Below are 18,732 nucleotides of genomic sequence, written 5' to 3' on the forward strand. Positions count from 1 at the left end.
TGGTTATATCTGCTACAGATAGAAGGTCCGTTGGTCAAGGGGTTAAGACACCGCCTTTTCACGGCGGTAACACGGGTTCGAATCCCGTACGGACTATTTTATCCGCCATAGCTCAGTTGGTAGTAGCGCATGACTGTTAATCATGATGTCGTAGGTTCGAGTCCTACTGGCGGAGTATAGATAAAAGGGAACATAGTGTTGTTCCTTTTTTTGTATCAATTTGTATCACCAAGCATCTTCATAAGGAAATCTGTTATTTCTTGAGGACTTTCTTTTTTTCCATGTGCAATCCAAGTTTGACAGACACCAAAAAGTGCGTGAGTTAGATAGATGCTACTATATTCTAATTCAGTGGTATTGAGATTCAGTTGCATAAAGCGTTTTTGTAAATCTGTACTGAGCATGATATGAAGTTTATTTCTTAAGAAATTTTGGATTTCTTTAGTCCCATTTTCAGAAAGAAGAGCAGCCAGAAGTGGTTCTGACTCTAGATATTCAAAGACTTCTAAAATAGCATCTTTTTTATGATGAGCATGTTTTTGAAAAATATATTCAAATGTATGGAATAGCTTGCTTTGATAGTGCTCAATCATATCATACTTATCCTTATAGTGAGTATAGAAGCTGGAACGACTAATTCCGGCTTTTTCTGCTAACTTGACAGTAGAAATTTGATCAAATGGTTGTTCCATCAGTAGTTGTACCATAGCATTTTCAATAGTTCGCTTTGTTTTTAAGCGTTTGTTACTTTCTTGCATATTTCCTCCTTGTAAACAAATTAGACTATATGTCTAAAAATAGATTTTTTATCTTGTAATTTAGATTTTTTATTGTATAATCTATTATATCAAAATTTTAGACAATATGTTTAAAAAAGGAGAAACTATGTTTAAAGAATGGAAAGCAATTTTTAAAAAACAAACCTTTATTATTGTCATGATAGGGGTTTCTCTTATTCCCGCTCTGTACAATATCATATTTTTGTCATCAATGTGGGATCCATATGGTCAATTGTCTGACTTACCTGTGGCAGTTGTCAATAATGATAAAGAGGCTTCCTATAATGGTAATAGCATTTCTATAGGAAAAGACATGGTGTCTAATTTAGAGCAAAATAAATCATTGGATTTTCATTTTGTAGATGAAGAAGAAGGTAAGAAGGGTCTAGAAAACGGTGATTATTATATGGTAGTCACTTTGCCAAGTGACTTGTCTGAAAAAGCAGCTTCTATTTTAACGGATCACCCAGAGCAAATGCAAATCGATTATCAGACTTCAAGTGGTCATAGCTTTATTGCCAGCAAGATGAGTGATTCTGCAATGACACAATTAAAGCAGAATGTTTCTACCAATGTAACCGAGACCTATACTAAAGCTTTATTCAACAAAATGGTCGATTTAAAGGATGGGATGAGTCAAGCAGCGTCTGGTAGTGAAAAACTAACTGATGGAGCGAATCAGTTAGTGGCAGGAAGTCAAACATTAACTACTAACCTACACTCTTTAGCAGATTCAAGTTTAACATTTTCAAATGGAACGGAGCAGTTTACTAAAGGATTATCCTCTTATATCTCTGGTGTTGAACAACTTCATCTTGGCTTAGGGAATTTTAATAGTGGTTTAGTTACATATACTGGTGCAGTGAGTCAATTAGATAGTGGGTTAGGTCAATTATCTTCTAAAAGCCCTGAATTAGTGAGGGGAATTAATCAATTATATACTGGTGTAGAATCTTATACTGGCGGTGTTTCTCAGCTCAATGCTGGTCTTAATCAATTTTCATCTGGTGTTAGTGCTTACACCAATGGAGTGGGAAGTCTTGCAACAGGTGCTAATCAGTTATCCAATCAATCAGCTACACTTCGAATGGGGGTGGAGCAATTAAGTGAAGGGATTCAACAACTTTCTAGCAAGTTAGATGCTTCGTCTGAGCAAAAAGATCAAATTAATCAATTATCTTCTGGTTTGAATCAGTTAAATCAAGCCATTCAAAATATTGATGTTGGAGATACAAAACACTTAGATTCTGTTTTATCAAGTATAGTATCTCTTTCTAATCAAATGTTAGCAAGTGCTCAGTCTGATAAAGCGACTACATTAGCCAATATTCAATCGACAGCAGCTTATCAATCTTTGACAATTGAGCAACAAGCTGAAATAAGTGCTTCTGTATCTCAAAATTCGACTGATAGTATTCAATTAGCACAGTCAATTGTAGCTTTAGTTCAAGGTTTACAGGGAAGTTTAGAAAACTTACAAAATCAATCTTCTAATCTTTCGACTTTAAAAAATCAAGCTAATCAAGTATTACCTATTGCTTCTACTTCTTTGACAGGATTGTCAAGTGGATTAACAGAGATACAAGGAGCTGTTACTAGCAAATTAGTTCCTGCTAGTCAGTCGATTGCATCAGGTGTAAACGCATATACTGCGGGTGTTGATAAAGTTTCTCAGGGCGCAAGTCAACTAAGTGAAAAGACTTCCACCTTGACAGGTAGTTTGGACCAATTAGTTTCAAGCTCAACTACCTTGACACAAAAATCTTCTAAATTGACAGCAGGAGTTGGTCAATTAGTTGAAAAAACTCCAGAATTAGTGTCTGGTATTGAAAAATTATCAACTGGCTCTAACCAATTGAATCAAAAGAGTCAAGAATTGATAGCAGGAGTTGATAAATTGCAGTCAGGCTCTAGCCAACTAGCTGACAAATCCAGTCAGTTAATTTCAGGTGTTTCTCAATTAGAAAGTGGAGCTAATAAATTGGCAGATGGAGCTGGGAAACTAGCAGAAGGTGGAACGAAGTTAACTTCTGGATTGGAAGGTTTACAGACAGGAGTTGCTTCTTTAGGACAAGGACTAGGTAATGCTAGTGATCAACTTAAATCAGCATCAACGGAATCTAAAAATGCAGAGATTTTGTCAAATCCTCTCAGTCTTTCCAAAACAGATAATGATCAAGTTCCTGTAAATGGAATTGCAATGGCTCCTTATATGATATCAGTTGCTCTCTTTGTTGCAGCAATATCAACGAATATGATCTTTGCGAAGTTGCCTTCAGGACGTCATCCAGAGAGTCGTTGGGCTTGGTTGAAATCTCGATCTGAAATAAATGGTATTATAGCTGTTTTGGCAGGAATTTTGGTATATGGAGGAGTTCATCTTATTGGTCTAACGGCTAATCATGAGATGAGAACATTTATTCTCATTATCCTAACAAGTTTAGTATTCATGTCCATGGTGACCGCTTTAACAACATGGAATAGCCGTATAGGAGCTTTCTTTTCTCTTATTTTGCTTTTATTACAGTTAGCATCAAGTGCAGGTACTTACCCACTTGCTTTGACAAATGATTTCTTTAGAGCCATTAATCCTTGGTTACCAATGAGTTACTCAGTTTCTGGATTACGACAAACAATCTCTATGACAGGAAATATTCATCATCAAGTCATTTTCCTAGCTGTCATACTAGCTCTATTTACTGGTTTAGGTATGCTAGCCTATCAACCTAAGAAAATGGAAGAAGATTAAAAAAATCGACCGATTAACTGGTCGATTTTTTATGCCTTAGATGACTTTCGTCTGTGATTATAGATTCCAAATAGTAAGAGAGAAGTAAAGGAACAGATTGCTCCAGTAATAAAACCATTGGGAATGAAGGAAAGTGTAATAGTTCCTTTCCCCTTGGGAACATCAACTTTCATAAAACCAGTTTGAGCTTGTTTAATTTCTATTTTCTTACCATCTTGGTAGGCAGACCAACCTTTATCATAAGGAATGGTGAAAAAAATAGATGTATCTTGTTGGACATCATATGTAGCAAAAACCTTGTTTTTAGAAGTTGATACTGTTACAGGCTGTTCTTTAATTTTTTGAATTGCCTCAGTTAAAGTTTGGGTATCTAAACGATAGAAGGTAGGAGATTCAAATGATACTTGTGAATTTCCAGGGAAACTAACATTGATATTGGAAGTTTTTTTCTCCTTTGTATAGCCTAGATTAAAGAAGGAGAAGACATTATCAGTTGTAAAAGTTTTCTTTTCTCCATTTACAAGGATGTCAACCTTCTTTTGTTTGTCATTAGAAAAGTGAATGTTTGTGAAAGAAAGATAAACTTGGCTGTTTTCTGGTACTTCAATTTGATACTGGATTGCTGCATCCTCATTTGAAGAACTTGTAACACTAATCAAATCATCAGTATTTTCTGTTTTGTCATAAGGGATTGGAGAAAAATAATCAAAATCGACGTTAGCAAGTTGATTTAAAAACGAGGCCTGATTATCCAAAGTGTGTTCATTGAACTTGACATCATTGTAAATAGATTGACTAGCAAATGCAATCGGAAGAGAGTATTGATTTTCATATAGGGTAAGATTATCTTTTTGATAGATATATTTAAAACCATACTTATCAATAGGACTGTCTGAGATATTGTACTGAATACCAAATAAACTATCAGCCAAAATACTATTATTTGCATAGCGGAGATTGAGATTAGTCCCAGAGGATTTAAACCCAAGTTTATCCAAAGTAGAGCTTGCTGAACGATTTCGAACAGAAGAAAATTGAGAGATTCCATTGTAGTTGAATTTCATACTGTCATTTCCTGTCTGAGTCTCTAGTTTCTCAGTACGAGTAAATTGATTTCCAATATATGTTGAGAAAGATTCCATAGCTGGGACCTCTCGATTATATGCACTTCGAGAAGCAAAGCCCCATTCTTTAGCAATTCCGTCCATTTGAGATGAAGCATTTAAACTTATTTCAACTATTATAAATAAAGAGATTAGAATGGTAAACAGATTCACAGATATAAACTTTTTGATAACTGCAAGGAGTAAAAGAGAATAGACAACAAAAAATTCAAGAGTAAGCAGAATATTCAAATCTGTTAAAAAAGAATAATGTGATTTTAGATAGATGGTAGCTAAAAATCCTGTTACTATAAGAAAAAGCGAAACTAAAAAATTCCAGATTTTAATTTCTTTCAGACGATTTAAGACTTTCGCTGCTGTGTAAATTAACAAGGTAGAGAAAATCCAAGAATAGCGATGTAAAAACATATTTGGAGTATGCATACCTTGCCAAAATAAATCAAGAGCTTCTATATAAAAGCTAGCAATTAGAAATGCAAAGAAAATTGCATAGATAAGTTTCACGTGAAACTTAATGGATGTCAGTGTAAAAAATAAAATGGTCAAAATAAAGGGAAGTAGTCCAACAAAAATCATTGGGACAGCCCCATACTTTGTTGTATCAAAGGAACCGATGAATTGCTTAGCAAAGAGATCAAGATACCAGCTACTTTCAGTTTGAAACTTTGTAACTTCAGTTAATTTTTCTCCATGTGTCTGTAAATCAAACAGAGTAGGAAGAGTCAGAATCAAACTAGCCATACCAGCTAAAACGGAGGTGATTATGAAATCAAGAAAAGATGATTTTCGAGTTTTAAAGTCCCAAGAAATTTGACAGAGATACCAGAAAATAAGAAACAATGCTGTCATATAGCCAAAATAATAGTTTTGGATAAATAAGATTGACAGACTTGTAAAGTACAATAGGAATTTCTTTTCAGTTATCAGTAGATGTAAACCAGTTATAATTAAAGGAATCAAGATAAAAACATCTAGCCAGGTTTTTATCTCTAATTGACTGACAGTGAAACTCATCAGAGCATAGGAAGTAGATAAAGCTAGTTTTAAAGGCTTAGGAATCGATTGAAATAATTTATTTAAACTAAAATAAGTTGACAGTCCAATCAATCCAAATTTTAAGAGAGTTGTCAGATAGACAACATCTGGCATATTCGACAGATTAAAAAAGTAAACTAGAGGTGAAAGGAAACTTCCCAAGTAATAACTAGATAGGGCATAGAAATTTAATCCGAGGCCACTTGTAAAGGTGTAAAACAAACCACCATTTCCATGTAGGATATTTCTTAGAGCTATATCAAAAATAACGTATTGATGAAAGCCATCTCCTAATAGAGGAGAGTTGTCGCTATTCCAGTAGATACCTTGAGATAGATATACTCCTATCATAATGATTATGGGAATGATGAAAGAAACAAAATAGGTCCAATATGTTTTAAAAAATAATTTCATGTTACCTCATAAAATGTTAGAAAACTCAGCTGGTTAACCCAACTGAGTTTTGAATTTTTTTAGTCTTTCCAAAGTTCTTTAACTTTTGCTTGTACTTCTGCATTTTCTAGGAATTCATCATAGGTTTCATCGATACGGTCAATGACGCCATTTTTAGACAAGACAATGATATGGTTAGCTAGAGTTTGAATAAACTCGTGGTCATGACTGGCAAAGATGATTGATTCTTTAAAGTTTTTCAATCCATCGTTCAAGCTTGAGATAGATTCCAAGTCCAAGTGATTGGTTGGATCATCAAGTACAAGGACATTTGATTTTAAGAGCATGAGTTTTGAAAGCATGACACGAACTTTTTCTCCCCCTGACAAGACGTTGACAGGTTTGTTAACCTCATCTCCAGAGAAGAGCATTCGGCCGAGGAAGCCACGTAGGAAAGTATTGTCATCTTCTTCTTTACTTGCGAATTGACGCAACCAGTCAAGGATTGACTCTCCTCCTGAAAAATCTGCCGAGTTATCTTTTGGCAAGTAAGAACGGCTAGTAGTTACTCCCCACTTGACAGTTCCTTCATAGTCAATGTCCCCCATGATTGCACGAATTAATGCAGTCGTTTGGATGTCATTTTGTCCAATAAGCGCTGTCTTATCACCTGGACGCAAGATGAAACTAATATTATCCAAGATAGTTTCACCATCAATCTTTACAGTTAGATTTTCTACTGTCAAGAGATCATTACCGATTTCACGTTCCGCTTTAAAGTTAATAAATGGATATTTACGACTAGATGGTACAATCTCTTCTAGCTCAATCTTATCAAGCATTTTCTTACGTGATGTTGCTTGTCTTGATTTAGAAGCATTAGCAGAGAAACGAGCAACGAACTCTTGCAATTGTTTAATTTTTTCTTCTGCTTTGGCATTACGGTCTGCTAGCAATTTAGCAGCGAGTTCAGAAGATTCCTTCCAGAAGTCATAGTTTCCGACATAGAGTTTGATTTTTCCGAAGTCAAGGTCGGCCATGTGAGTACATACCTTGTTTAAGAAGTGACGGTCGTGGGATACTACGATAACGGTGTTATCAAAATCAATCAAGAAGTCTTCTAGCCATGTAATTGATTGGATATCCAAACCATTGGTCGGCTCGTCCAAAAGAAGAACATCTGGTTTACCAAAAAGTGCTTTGGCGAGGAGAACTTTTACTTTCTCACCGTTGGCCAATTCACTCATGTTTTGATAGTGCAATTCTTCTGGAATGTTTAGGTTTTGAAGTAGTTGAGAGGCTTCGCTTTCTGCTTCCCAGCCTCCAAGCTCAGCAAACTCTCCTTCGAGTTCGGCAGCACGCACTCCATCCTCATCTGAGAAATCTTCCTTCATGTAGATAGCATCTTTCTCTTTCATGATGCTATAAAGTTTTTCATTTCCCATGATAACAACATCAATGGCACGTTCATCTTCATAGTCAAAGTGATTTTGACGAAGAACAGAGAGACGTTCATCTGGACCAAGAGAGATGTGACCAGTAGTAGGTTCGATATCTCCAGCTAAAATTTTTAAAAAGGTAGATTTTCCGGCACCATTAGCACCAATTAATCCGTAAGTATTTCCTTCTGTAAATTTGATATTGACATCATCAAAAAGTTTGCGATCACTAAAACGTAGTGAAACATCAGATACTGTAAGCAATGTTTTTCTCCTATATATGTAATATATTTATTCTACTAGAAAATACGGAAATATTCAAATTTTTATCTGTCAATTTTGTGTAAATTAAATTTACAGCATACTTTACACAAATCCGTAAATAGCAAGGCTGATTTATTTTGATAAATTACGGTTATTTCATTAAAAAAAATGCTATAATTGAAGGGACTATATCGAAGGAGAACAAAATGACTAAACCCATTATTTTAACAGGAGACCGTCCAACAGGAAAATTGCATATTGGACATTATGTTGGAAGTCTCAAAAATCGAGTATTATTACAGGAAGAGGATAAGTATGATATGTTTGTGTTCTTAGCTGACCAACAAGCTTTGACAGATCATGCTAAAGACCCTCAAACAATTGTAGAGTCTATCGGAAATGTTGCTTTGGATTATCTTGCAGTTGGATTAGATCCAAGTAAATCAACTATTTTTATTCAAAGCCAAATTCCAGAGTTGGCTGAGTTGTCTATGTATTATATGAATCTAGTTTCATTAGCACGTTTGGAGCGCAATCCAACTGTCAAGACAGAGATTGCTCAGAAAGGCTTTGGAGAAAGTATTCCGACAGGATTCTTGGTCTATCCAATAGCTCAAGCAGCTGACATCACAGCTTTCAAGGCTAATTATGTTCCTGTTGGGACAGATCAGAAACCAATGATTGAGCAAACTCGTGAAATTGTCCGTTCCTTTAACAATGCATATAGCTGTGATGTCTTGGTAGAGCCGGAAGGTATTTATCCAGAAAATGAGAGAGCAGGGCGTTTACCTGGTTTAGATGGAAATGCTAAAATGTCTAAATCACTCAATAACGGTATTTATTTAGCTGATGATGCGGATACTTTGCGTAAAAAAGTGATGAGTATGTATACAGATCCAGATCATATCCGTGTTGAGGATCCAGGTAAAATTGAAGGAAATATGGTTTTCCATTATCTAGATGTTTTTGGTCGTCCAGAAGATGCTCAAGAAATTGCTGACATGAAAGAACATTATCAACGAGGTGGTCTTGGTGATGTGAAGACCAAGCGTTATCTACTTGAAATATTAGAACGTGAACTGGGTCCTATTCGTGAGCGCCGTATCGAATTTGCTAAGGATATGGGAGAAGTTTATAATATGCTTCAAAAAGGTAGTGAAAGAGCGCGGGAAGTTGCAGGTCAAACCCTATCTGAGGTTAAAGGAGCAATGGGACTTCATTACTTTAACTAAGTTTATTTTACAAGAAACTATCATTTCTATCTCAAAGAAAAGATAGTTTTTTATTTACCCCTGTAACATTTGACAAATTTTTATAGAATGGTATGATAGATACAATATAAAAAGAGTCAAGCTCAAAAAGAAAGAAAAGAGGAAACTTCGAATGTCTAATTGGGACACTAAATTTTTGAAAAAAGGTTTTACCTTTGATGATGTATTGCTTATTCCAGCTGAAAGTCATGTGTTGCCTAACGATGCAGATTTAACAACTAAATTGGCAGATAATTTGACTTTAAATATCCCAATTATTACCGCTGCCATGGACACAGTTACAGAGAGTCAAATGGCCATTGCTATTGCTCGTGCAGGCGGTCTCGGAGTTATCCATAAAAACATGTCAATTGCTCAACAAGCAGATGAAGTTCGTAAGGTAAAACGTTCTGAAAATGGAGTTATTATTGATCCGTTCTTCTTGACACCTGAACATACAATTGCTGAGGCTGATGAGCTTATGGGACGTTACCGTATCAGTGGTGTTCCAGTTGTTGAAACACTTGAAAATCGTAAATTAGTTGGTATTTTGACAAACCGAGATCTTCGTTTTATTTCAGATTATAACCAACCAATTTCAAATCATATGACCAGTGAGAATCTTGTGACTGCTCCTGTGGGTACAGATCTTACAACAGCTGAGAGTATTCTTCAAGAACACCGTATTGAAAAACTTCCTTTGGTAGATGAAGAAGGACGTCTTTCTGGCTTGATTACTATCAAAGATATTGAAAAAGTTATTGAGTTTCCAAATGCCGCTAAAGATGAGTTTGGACGTCTTCTAGTTGCAGGCGCAGTAGGTGTTACTTCAGATACATTTGAACGTGCAGAGGCTCTTTTTGAGGCAGGAGCGGATGCGATTGTTATTGATACTGCACATGGTCATTCTGCAGGTGTCTTACGTAAAATTGCTGAGATTCGTGCTCATTTCCCAGATCGTACTTTGATTGCTGGAAATATTGCTACTGCTGAAGGTGCACGTGCCCTTTATGAAGCAGGTGTAGACGTTGTCAAGGTTGGTATTGGGCCAGGTTCAATCTGTACAACTCGTGTGATTGCTGGTGTCGGTGTTCCGCAAGTAACAGCTATCTATGATGCTGCAGCTGTTGCGCGTGAATATGGTAAAACGATCATTGCTGACGGTGGAATTAAGTATTCTGGAGATATTGTAAAAGCCCTTGCTGCAGGTGGAAATGCAGTTATGCTTGGATCAATGTTTGCTGGAACTGATGAAGCTCCAGGCGAAACTGAAATCTTCCAGGGACGTAAATTCAAGACTTACCGTGGTATGGGTTCAATCGCAGCAATGAAGAAAGGTTCAAGCGATCGTTACTTCCAAGGTTCTGTCAATGAAGCAAACAAACTTGTTCCAGAAGGAATTGAAGGTCGTGTTGCTTATAAAGGAGCGGCAGCTGATATTGTCTTCCAAATGATTGGTGGTATTCGCTCTGGTATGGGTTACTGTGGTGCAGCTAACCTTAAAGAACTACACGATAATGCTCAATTTATTGAAATGTCTGGTGCTGGTTTGAAAGAAAGCCATCCTCATGATGTACAAATTACTAATGAGGCACCAAATTATTCTATGTAAAAAACAATGAAAAGAACTCCCGTGGAAACAGGAGTTCTTTTACAATGTTGTCAATTTTAATTTACAGAAACTTTACCATCCTGAATAGTGAAGATACTTAGATTTTCTGGTAGATTTTGAAGATGATCTAAGCTTGTTGTTGTAATAAAGGTTTGGATTGATTGAGAAATCGTTTCTAATAATTTTAGTTGTCTAGTGTTGTCAAGTTCGCTCATAACATCATCAAGCAGTAATATTGGAGATTCTGTAGTAATGCTTTCCATTAACTCGATTTCTGCTAATTTTATCGAGAGGACGAGACTACGATGTTGACCTTGACTGCCAAAACTAGCATCCATTCTATTTATATAAAAAGAAATGTCATCCCGATGAGGACCAACACCAGTATTCTTTTTGAATAAATCTCTGGACCTACTTTTTTCTAAAGCAATTTTGAAAGATTCTGATAAGTCTTCTTTGTTAGTTAGCTTGACAGAAGATTGATAGGATATTGACAACTCTTCAATCTGATTAGAGAGTTCAAAATGTTTCTTACGACCAAATGATTCTAGTTTTTTTATGAAATCTAAGCGGTGATTCATTACACGACATCCATAATCAACTAGCTGATCATCTAAGACTGAAAGGAATGTTTCATCTATTTTTTGAGCTGATTTTAGATAGGTATTTCTTTGTTTAAGGATGTGGTTATAATTGGTTAAATCTGATAAATAGATTGGCTTAATTTGTCCAAGCTCCATATCAATAAATTTTCGTCGAATTGAAGGTGCTCCTTTAATTAGTTGTAAATCTTCAGGAGCAAATAAGACAACATTCATGTATCCGACATAATCTGAAAGTCGTGCCTGTTTTAAATGATTAACTTTTGTCACACGCCCTTTTTGTGTTAGTTCGATTTCGAGAGGAATGGATCCAGTTTTTTTCTGAACAAGACCTGAAAGATGAAGCTGTTCCTCATCAAAATGAATGAGATTTTTATCTGTTCGAGTTCGATGACTGCGTGTTAAGGCTAAAAAATAGATAGCCTCTAACATATTTGTTTTACCTTGTGCATTGCGTCCTAAAAAGACATTTAATTTAGGATTAAAGTCTATTTTCGTCTCTTTGTAGTTACGAAAAGTTTTGAGAGATAGGTGTTGTAGCCACATGATTATCTACCAGGGAATCGTGGAGCTTGTTTTCTTTTTAGTGATGAAGTAGGTTTAGAGTTGTCTTTTTTTACTCCCTTATTCATCTCCTTGACAAGTTTAGCGATTCGTTCTTTTTCAACTTTATCATCTTGGTATTCATCCTGTTCTTCAGAAGTAGGTTGTGTCAACAAGATGTCAATATTCATGTCAGGGATGTCAACTTTATCACCAATACGAAGTTTTTTACCACGACGATTCTCTAATTCCCCATTAAAGTAAACAGAATGTTCAGAGAGAAATGATTTGATAGCTCCTCCGCTATGTGTAATTCCAAGTTCTTTGAGTAGTGCTTGGAGGGTAATAAATTCTTCAAATAATTTGTATTCCATAATTCACCTCAATCTTTGGTATTATACCATATTTTCCTAAAAATAGTGAGAGAAACAAGGAGAAATGTAAGCGATTTTTATTTCAAAACTGTTACAGAGAACAAGAAAATTTCAGGTTTTCGTGATATAATAGAAGTCTGTATATAAGGAGGTAAATCATGGAGTTAGTGCATGGAATTTCAACACATTTTATCCAATCAAAAAAGTTTAAAACGAACAAAATCATCGTACGTTTTACCGCTCCATTATCTCTTGATACGATTGCAGGTCGCATGTTGAGTGCGAGTATGCTAGAGACCGCTAATCAGATGTATCCTACTTCTCAAGATTTGAGAAAACATTTGGCCAGTCTATACGGTACAGATATGTCAACCAATTGTTTTAGAAGAGGGAAAAGTCACATTGTAGAATTGACATTTACCTATGTTCGTGATGAGTTTTTGAGTAGGAAAAATGTGCTAACTTCTCAGGTTTTGAAACTAGTAAAAGAAACTCTTTTTTCACCCATGCTAGTTGATAATGGATTTGATCCGTCCTTATTTGAAATTGAGAAAAAGCAATTGCTAGCAAGTTTAGCAGTTGATATGGATGATTCTTTTTATTTTTCACATAAAGAATTAGACAAAATATTTTTTCATGACGAACGTCTCCAATTGGAATATAGTGATTTACGAAATCGTATTTTAGCTGAAACTCCACAGAGTTCTTATTCTTGTTTCCAAGAATTTTTGGCCAATAATCGAATAGATTTCTTTTTCCTAGGTGATTTTAATGAGGTTGAAATTCAAAATGTATTAGAATCATTTGGCTTTAAAGGTCGAAAAGGAGATGTGAAGGTTCAGTATTGTCAACCTTATTCCAATATCCTGCAGGAAGGTATGGTTCGGAAAAATGTGGGACAATCCATTTTGGAATTAGGTTATCATTGCCCTTCTGAATATGGTGATGAGCAACATTTACCCATGATTGTAATGAATGGTTTACTTGGTGGATTTGCTCACTCTAAACTATTTGCAAATGTCCGTGAAAATGCTGGATTGGCTTATACTATTTCAAGTCAGCTTGATTTATTTAGTGGATTCTTGAGGATGTATGCTGGTATCAATCGAGAAAATCGTAACCAGGCTCGTAAAATGATGAATAATCAACTGCTTGATTTAAAAAAAGGATATTTTACAGAGCTTGAGTTAGAGCAGACCAAGGGAATGATTCGTCGGTCTTTATTACTTTCTCAAGATAGTCAAAGTTCATTGATTGAACGTGCTTATCAAAATGCCTTACTTGGAAAATCTTCAGCAGACTTTAAAGGTTGGATTGCAAAACTCGAGCAAGTTGACAAAGATGCTATTTGTAGAGCAGCTAATAATGTGAAACTACAGGCGATTTACTTTATGGAAGGAATAGAATGACAAAGGTTGTTTTTGAAGAAAAATACTATCCAGCTGTAAAAGAAATGGTTTATCGAACTCATTTGTCAAATGGATTGACGGTTGCTCTTTTGCCTAAAAAGGAATTTAAGGAGGTTTACGGGAGTGTAACTGTACAGTTTGGTTCGGTAGATACTCTTGTCACAGAAGTTGACGGAGATGTAAAACAATATCCTGAAGGAATTGCTCATTTTCTTGAACATAAATTATTTGAGAGAGAAGATGCTAGCGATTTGATGTCGGCTTTTACGAGTCTAGGTGCAGATAGTAATGCCTTTACAAGCTTTACAAAAACAAGTTATCTTTTTTCAGCAACGGATCATTTTTTAGACAATTTAGACTTACTTGATGAATTGGTGACATTAGCACATTTTACTGAAGATTCCATTTTAAGAGAGCAGGATATTATTCAGCAAGAACGAGAAATGTATCAAGATGATCCAGATTCGTGTTTATTCTTTTCAACTCTAGCGAATTTGTATCCTGGTACACCTTTAGCAACTGATATAGTTGGAAGTGAGGAGTCAATTTCCCAAATTAATCTAACTAATTTGAAAGAAAATTTCACAAGGTTTTACAAACCTGTAAACATGTCTCTGTTTTTAGTTGGCAATTTTGATGTGGATCAAGTACAGGACTATTTTGAAAGCAAAAAACTGGAAGATTTAGATGTTCAGGAAGTAGCAAGAGAAAAGTTTGTTTTAAAAGATGTAAAGCAAACAGACAGTATGAGAATGGAAGTGTCTTCTCCCAAACTAGCGATAGGTATTAGAGGTAAACAAGATGTTGTTGAGGCTGATTGCTATCGACATCATATTTTATTAAAATTATTGTTTACAATGATGTTTGGTTGGACCTCGGATCGTTTTCAGAAATTATATGAATCAGGTAAAATTGATGCGTCCTTATCTCTTGAAGTTGAAGTAACAAGTCGCTTTCATTTTATTATGTTGACAATGGATACAAAAGAGCCAGTTGCTTTATCTTATCAGTTTAAAAAGGCTATTCGTAATTTCACAAAGGATTTAGATATTACAGAGGATCATTTAGACATTATCAAAAGAGAGATGTTTGGAGAATTTTTCAGTAGCATGAACTCTCTTGAATTTATTGCAACGCAATATGATGCTTTTGGACAAGGTGAGACAATCTTTGATTTGCCGAAAATTTTACAGGAAATTACTTTAGAGGATGTCCTTGATGCTGGACACCATTTAATAGATGATGGTGACATAGTTGATTTTACAATATTTCCATCATAGTAACCTATCATAATCGACACTAGAAAGAAGGAATGACAAGTATGAGGAAAAAAACAATTGGTGAGGTTTTACGTTTAGCTAGAACCAACCAAGGGTTAACTTTAGAAGAATTACACAAAAAAACAGAAATTCAGTTGGATATGTTGGAGGCAATGGAAGCTGATGATTTTGATCAACTTCCTAGTCCATTTTATACTCGTTCTTTTTTGAGAAAGTATGCGTGGGCAGTTGAGCTAGATGAGAGAATTGTCTTGGATGCTTATGATTCTGGGAGCATGATTACTTATGAGGAAGTAGATGTTGATGAAGACGAGTTAACAGGCAGGAGACGTTCCAGTAAGAAAAATAAGACATCATTTTTACCTTTATTTTATTTTATACTCTTTGCCCTATCGATTGTCATTTTTCTGACTTATTATGTTTGGAATTATCTCCAGACTCAACCGGAGAATTCATCTACGTCTAGTTATAGTGTAGTCCAAGCAACAAGTTCGACTAGTTCTGTAACTCCATCTTCAAGTAGTGGTTCATCAAGTAGCTCTTCGAATATTGAACCAGTTATAAGTGTATCAGGTGAAGGAAATTATGTAGAAATCGTTTATAAAACAAGTAAGGAAACCGCAAAATTACAATTGGCAGTTTCAGATGCTAGAAGTTGGGTTAGTGTTTCAGAAAGTGAGCTTGAGGGTGGTGTGACCTTATCACCGGATAATAAAAGTGCGGAAACAACAGTTTCAACAAAAAATCCTGTGACCATTACTTTAGGTGTTGTCAAAGGTGTTGCTTTAACAGTAGATAATCAGACTGTTGATTTATCGAAATTAACAGCTCAAACTGGACAAATCACTGTAACCTTTACTAGAAATTAAGGAAAAACGAATGAAAAAAGAACAAATTCCCAATCTCTTAACAATAGGTCGAATTCTTTTTATACCTATTTTTATCTTTATTTTAACGATAGGAAATTCGCTAGAAAGTCATATAGTAGCAGCTATTATATTCGCTATTGCCAGTATTACCGACTATTTAGACGGATATTTAGCTCGTAAATGGAATGTGGTTAGTAATTTTGGTAAATTTGCAGATCCTATGGCGGATAAGCTACTAGTTATGTCGGCTTTTATTATGCTGATTGAGTTAGGAATGGCTCCGGCTTGGATTGTTGCAGTGATTATCTGTCGTGAGTTGGCTGTGACAGGTTTGAGGCTTTTACTGGTTGAAACTGGTGGAACGGTTTTAGCAGCAGCCATGCCTGGAAAAATTAAAACTTTTAGTCAGATGTTTGCGATTATTTTCTTGCTATTACATTGGACTTTGATTGGTCAAGTCCTACTTTATGTAGCCTTGTTTTTCACTATCTACTCTGGCTATGATTATTTCAAGGGTAGTGCCTATGTATTTAAAGGGACATTTGGTTCGAAATGAAAGCAATAATTGATGTAAAAAATCTTTCTTTTCGTTATAAGGAAAGTCAGGAATACTATGATGTGAAGGATATTACGTTTCACGTGAAACGTGGAGAATGGCTTTCTATTGTAGGGCATAATGGTAGTGGTAAATCAACGACTGTTCGGTTAATTGATGGCTTACTGGAAGCAGAATCTGGAGAGATTGTAATTGATGGTCAACAGTTGACTGAGGAAAATGTTTGGGATATACGTCGTCAAATAGGTATGGTTTTTCAAAATCCAGACAATCAATTTGTTGGAGCGACTGTTGAAGATGACGTTGCCTTTGGTTTGGAAAATCAGGGCCTTTCTCGTCAAGAAATGAAAAAGAGAGTGGAAGAAGCTCTGGATTTGGTTGGCATGTTGGACTTTAAAAAGCGAGAGCCAGCGCGTTTATCGGGTGGCCAAAAACAACGTGTGGCCATTGCAGGTGTTGTAGCTCTAAGACCAGCTATTTTAATCCTAGATGAAGCGACAAGTATGTTGGATCCTGAGGGGCGTAGAGAACTGATTGAGACAGTAAAAGGAATTCGAAAAGATTATGATATGACGGTCATTTCCATTACACATGATTTGGAAGAAGTCGCCATGAGTGATCGTGTATTGGTCATAAAAAAAGGGGAAATTGAATCAACCAGTAGTCCTAGAGAACTTTTCTCTCGAAGTGATTTAGATCAAATTGGATTAGACGATCCTTTTGCCAATCAATTAAAACATTCTTTGAGCCAGAATGGCTATGATTTGCCTGGAAATTATTTGACAGAAAGTGAGCTAGAGGATAAACTATGGGAATTGCTCTAGAAAATGTGAGTTTTACATATCAAGAAGGGACTCCCTTAGCTTCAGCAGCTTTGTTGGATGTTTCTTTGACGATTGAAGATGGTTCTTATACGGCTTTAATTGGGCATACAGGTAGCGGCAAATCGACTATTTTACAACTTTTAAACGGTTTATTGGTGCCAAGTCAAGGAAGTGTACGAGTTTTTGATACCTTAATCACCTCGAATTCTAAAAATAAAGATATTCGTCAAATTAGAAAACAGGTTGGCTTGGTATTTCAGTTTGCTGAAAATCAGATCTTTGAAGAAACAGTTTTGAAGGACGTTGCTTTTGGACCACAAAATTTTGGAGTTTCTGAAGAAGATGCGGAGCAGATTGCGCGTGAGAAACTGGCTTTGGTTGGAATTGATGAATCACTTTTTGATCGTAGTCCGTTTGAGTTGTCAGGTGGACAAATGAGACGTGTCGCAATTGCAGGCATACTTGCCATGGAGCCAGCTATATTAGTCTTAGATGAGCCAACAGCTGGCCTAGATCCTCTAGGTAGAAAAGAGTTGATGAATTTGTTCAAAAAACTCCACCGGTCAGGGATGACCATTGTCTTAGTCACGCATTTGATGGATGATGTTGCTGAATATGCGAATCAAGTCTATGTGATGGAAAAGGGACGTTTAGTGAAGGGTGGCAAACCAAGTGATGTCTTTCAAGATGTTGTTTTTATGGAAGAAGTTCAGTTGGGAGTACCTAAGATTACAGCTTTTTGTAAACGATTGGTTGATAGAGGCGTGGCATTTAAACGATTACCGATTAAGATAGAGGAGTTCAAGGAGTCGCTAAATGGATAGTATGATTTTGGGGCGTTATATCCCAGGGGATTCGATTGTTCACCGGTTGGACCCACGTAGTAAATTACTGGCTATGATGCTACTGATTTTGATCGTTTTTTGGGCTAATAATCCTTTGACGAATCTAATTCTTTTTATAGCGACAGGGATATTTATTGCCTTGTCAGGAGTATCTCTTTCATTCTTTATTCAGGGCTTGAAATCTATGTTTTTCTTGATTGCCTTCACAACTATTTTTCAACTATTTTTCATTTCTAATGGGAATGTTTTATTTGAGTTTTCGTTTGTGAGAATCACGGATTATGCTTTGCAACAAGCTGGAATTATTTTTTGTCGCTTTGTATTGATTATTTTCTTTTCAACTTTGTTAACCTTAACGACCATGCCCTTAAGTTTGGCATCAGCTGTCGAAGCTTTGTTAGCGCCTTTAAAGCGTGTGAAAGTTCCAGTTCATGAAATCGGTTTGATGCTGTCTATGAGTTTGCGTTTTGTCCCAACCTTGATGGATGATACGACGCGGATTATGAATGCACAGAAAGCGCGTGGAGTGGATTTTGGAGAAGGAAGTATTGTTCAAAAGGTGAAGGCTATGATTCCCATTTTGATTCCTCTTTTTGCGACAAGTTTAAAACGTGCGGATTCCTTGGCTATTGCTATGGAAGCGCGTGGTTATCAGGGGGGAAAAGGCAGAAGTCAATACCGACAACTGAAATGGACTCGAAAGGATACGCTGACCATTCTTGTTATTCTCGTACTTGGTTGTTGCTTATTTTTCTTAAAATCTTAGTAGCTTTCAGGAATTAATA

At 36.0% G+C, this 18,732-nt stretch carries 15 protein-coding genes and 2 tRNA genes; 12 read left to right on the plus strand and 5 right to left on the minus strand.

The genetic code is table 11. The features are described 5' to 3' along the window. Positions 1-24 precede the first annotated feature (24 nt). Positions 25-96: transfer RNA gene (locus D8845_RS04530), tRNA-Glu, on the plus strand. A gap of 5 nt (positions 97-101) precedes the next feature. Continuing rightward, positions 102-175: transfer RNA gene (locus D8845_RS04535), tRNA-Asn, on the plus strand. Between the two features lie 40 nt (positions 176-215). Here the strand turns inward: D8845_RS04535 and D8845_RS04540 are convergent. Next, positions 216-758, minus strand: a complete 543-nt coding sequence (locus D8845_RS04540) for a TetR/AcrR family transcriptional regulator (protein WP_001158273.1) — start codon at positions 756-758, stop codon at positions 216-218. Between the two features lie 127 nt (positions 759-885). Between D8845_RS04540 and D8845_RS04545 the strand changes: the two genes are divergently transcribed. Then, complete coding sequence (locus tag D8845_RS04545) at positions 886-3,528, plus strand: YhgE/Pip domain-containing protein (protein ID WP_125452629.1); 2,643 nt, start codon at positions 886-888, stop codon at positions 3,526-3,528. 29 nt (positions 3,529-3,557) lie between these two features. Here D8845_RS04545 and D8845_RS04550 read toward each other — a convergent pair whose 3' ends face one another. Both D8845_RS04550 and D8845_RS04555 read right to left on the minus strand, forming a co-directional pair. Next, positions 3,558-6,101 (minus strand): YfhO family protein, encoded by a 2,544-nt coding sequence (locus D8845_RS04550; protein WP_125452630.1) that lies wholly within the window; start codon positions 6,099-6,101, stop codon positions 3,558-3,560. Positions 6,102-6,160: 59 nt separating this feature from the next. Further along, the gene (locus tag D8845_RS04555; RefSeq protein WP_125452631.1) at positions 6,161-7,783 is read right to left on the minus strand and encodes an ATP-binding cassette domain-containing protein; all 1,623 of its coding nucleotides are present in this window, start codon (positions 7,781-7,783) and stop codon (positions 6,161-6,163) included. 206 nt (positions 7,784-7,989) lie between these two features. Between D8845_RS04555 and trpS the strand changes: the two genes are divergently transcribed. Both trpS and guaB read left to right on the plus strand, forming a co-directional pair. Continuing rightward, on the plus strand, positions 7,990-9,015 hold the full coding sequence (trpS, locus tag D8845_RS04560; RefSeq protein WP_125452632.1) for a tryptophan--tRNA ligase: 1,026 nt from the start codon (positions 7,990-7,992) through the stop codon (positions 9,013-9,015). Positions 9,016-9,166: 151 nt separating this feature from the next. Then, entirely contained in the window at positions 9,167-10,645 is a 1,479-nt protein-coding gene (gene guaB / locus D8845_RS04565) for an IMP dehydrogenase (protein WP_000073431.1), read from the plus strand. Between the two features lie 56 nt (positions 10,646-10,701). Here the strand turns inward: guaB and recF are convergent, their stop codons facing one another. Then, entirely contained in the window at positions 10,702-11,793 is a 1,092-nt protein-coding gene (gene recF, locus D8845_RS04570; protein ID WP_125452633.1) for a DNA replication/repair protein RecF, read from the minus strand. Between the two features lie 2 nt (positions 11,794-11,795). After that, the gene (gene yaaA / locus D8845_RS04575; protein ID WP_125452634.1) at positions 11,796-12,164 is read right to left on the minus strand and encodes a S4 domain-containing protein YaaA; all 369 of its coding nucleotides are present in this window, start codon (positions 12,162-12,164) and stop codon (positions 11,796-11,798) included. A 158-nt stretch (positions 12,165-12,322) separates the two neighbouring features. On the opposite strand from yaaA, the gene yfmF reads away from it, so the two are divergent. Genes yfmF through D8845_RS04610 form a run of 7 tightly spaced genes read left to right on the plus strand, consistent with a single transcriptional unit; the run spans position 12,323 to position 18,713 of the window. Continuing rightward, positions 12,323-13,573 (plus strand): EF-P 5-aminopentanol modification-associated protein YfmF, encoded by a 1,251-nt coding sequence (yfmF, locus tag D8845_RS04580; protein ID WP_125452635.1) that lies wholly within the window; start codon positions 12,323-12,325, stop codon positions 13,571-13,573. Then, positions 13,570-14,853, plus strand: a complete 1,284-nt coding sequence (gene yfmH, locus D8845_RS04585; protein ID WP_125452636.1) for an EF-P 5-aminopentanol modification-associated protein YfmH — start codon at positions 13,570-13,572, stop codon at positions 14,851-14,853. The genes yfmF and yfmH overlap by 4 nt, the downstream gene beginning before the upstream one ends. A 41-nt stretch (positions 14,854-14,894) precedes the next feature. Next, positions 14,895-15,722, plus strand: a complete 828-nt coding sequence (gene rodZ, locus D8845_RS04590; protein ID WP_125452637.1) for a cytoskeleton protein RodZ — start codon at positions 14,895-14,897, stop codon at positions 15,720-15,722. 10 nt (positions 15,723-15,732) lie between these two features. Continuing rightward, positions 15,733-16,278, plus strand: a complete 546-nt coding sequence (pgsA, locus tag D8845_RS04595) for a CDP-diacylglycerol--glycerol-3-phosphate 3-phosphatidyltransferase (protein WP_084950597.1) — start codon at positions 15,733-15,735, stop codon at positions 16,276-16,278. Beyond that, on the plus strand, positions 16,275-17,102 hold the full coding sequence (locus D8845_RS04600; protein WP_125452638.1) for an energy-coupling factor ABC transporter ATP-binding protein: 828 nt from the start codon (positions 16,275-16,277) through the stop codon (positions 17,100-17,102). The genes pgsA and D8845_RS04600 overlap by 4 nt, the downstream gene beginning before the upstream one ends. Then, positions 17,087-17,926 carry an energy-coupling factor transporter ATPase gene (locus D8845_RS04605; protein WP_125452639.1) on the plus strand — a complete coding sequence of 280 codons (840 nt, stop codon included), beginning with the start codon at positions 17,087-17,089 and terminating at the stop codon, positions 17,924-17,926. Before D8845_RS04600 ends, D8845_RS04605 begins: the two co-directional genes overlap by 16 nt. Beyond that, complete coding sequence (locus tag D8845_RS04610; RefSeq protein WP_084930564.1) at positions 17,919-18,713, plus strand: energy-coupling factor transporter transmembrane component T family protein; 795 nt, start codon at positions 17,919-17,921, stop codon at positions 18,711-18,713. The genes D8845_RS04605 and D8845_RS04610 overlap by 8 nt, the downstream gene beginning before the upstream one ends. The last annotated feature ends 19 nt before the right edge of the window (positions 18,714-18,732 follow it).

The organism is Streptococcus mitis, assembly GCF_003942865.1.
GTDB classification, from domain to species: Bacteria; Bacillota; Bacilli; order Lactobacillales; family Streptococcaceae; genus Streptococcus; species Streptococcus mitis_BI.

What these genes read in the sequence shown, in the direction of transcription:
- D8845_RS04540 (WP_001158273.1), bottom strand. Translation starts at nt 758, where the DNA reads ATGCAAGAAAGTAACAAACGCTTAAAAACAAAGCGAACTATTGAAAAT.
- D8845_RS04545 (WP_125452629.1), top strand. Translation starts at nt 886, where the DNA reads ATGTTTAAAGAATGGAAAGCAATTTTTAAAAAACAAACCTTTATTATT.
- D8845_RS04550 (WP_125452630.1), bottom strand. Translation starts at nt 6,101, where the DNA reads ATGAAATTATTTTTTAAAACATATTGGACCTATTTTGTTTCTTTCATC.
- trpS (WP_125452632.1), top strand. Translation starts at nt 7,990, where the DNA reads ATGACTAAACCCATTATTTTAACAGGAGACCGTCCAACAGGAAAATTG.
- guaB (WP_000073431.1), top strand. Translation starts at nt 9,167, where the DNA reads ATGTCTAATTGGGACACTAAATTTTTGAAAAAAGGTTTTACCTTTGAT.
- recF (WP_125452633.1), bottom strand. Translation starts at nt 11,793, where the DNA reads ATGTGGCTACAACACCTATCTCTCAAAACTTTTCGTAACTACAAAGAG.
- yaaA (WP_125452634.1), bottom strand. Translation starts at nt 12,164, where the DNA reads ATGGAATACAAATTATTTGAAGAATTTATTACCCTCCAAGCACTACTC.
- yfmF (WP_125452635.1), top strand. Translation starts at nt 12,323, where the DNA reads ATGGAGTTAGTGCATGGAATTTCAACACATTTTATCCAATCAAAAAAG.
- yfmH (WP_125452636.1), top strand. Translation starts at nt 13,570, where the DNA reads ATGACAAAGGTTGTTTTTGAAGAAAAATACTATCCAGCTGTAAAAGAA.
- rodZ (WP_125452637.1), top strand. Translation starts at nt 14,895, where the DNA reads ATGAGGAAAAAAACAATTGGTGAGGTTTTACGTTTAGCTAGAACCAAC.
- pgsA (WP_084950597.1), top strand. Translation starts at nt 15,733, where the DNA reads ATGAAAAAAGAACAAATTCCCAATCTCTTAACAATAGGTCGAATTCTT.
- D8845_RS04600 (WP_125452638.1), top strand. Translation starts at nt 16,275, where the DNA reads ATGAAAGCAATAATTGATGTAAAAAATCTTTCTTTTCGTTATAAGGAA.
- D8845_RS04605 (WP_125452639.1), top strand. Translation starts at nt 17,087, where the DNA reads ATGGGAATTGCTCTAGAAAATGTGAGTTTTACATATCAAGAAGGGACT.
- D8845_RS04610 (WP_084930564.1), top strand. Translation starts at nt 17,919, where the DNA reads ATGGATAGTATGATTTTGGGGCGTTATATCCCAGGGGATTCGATTGTT.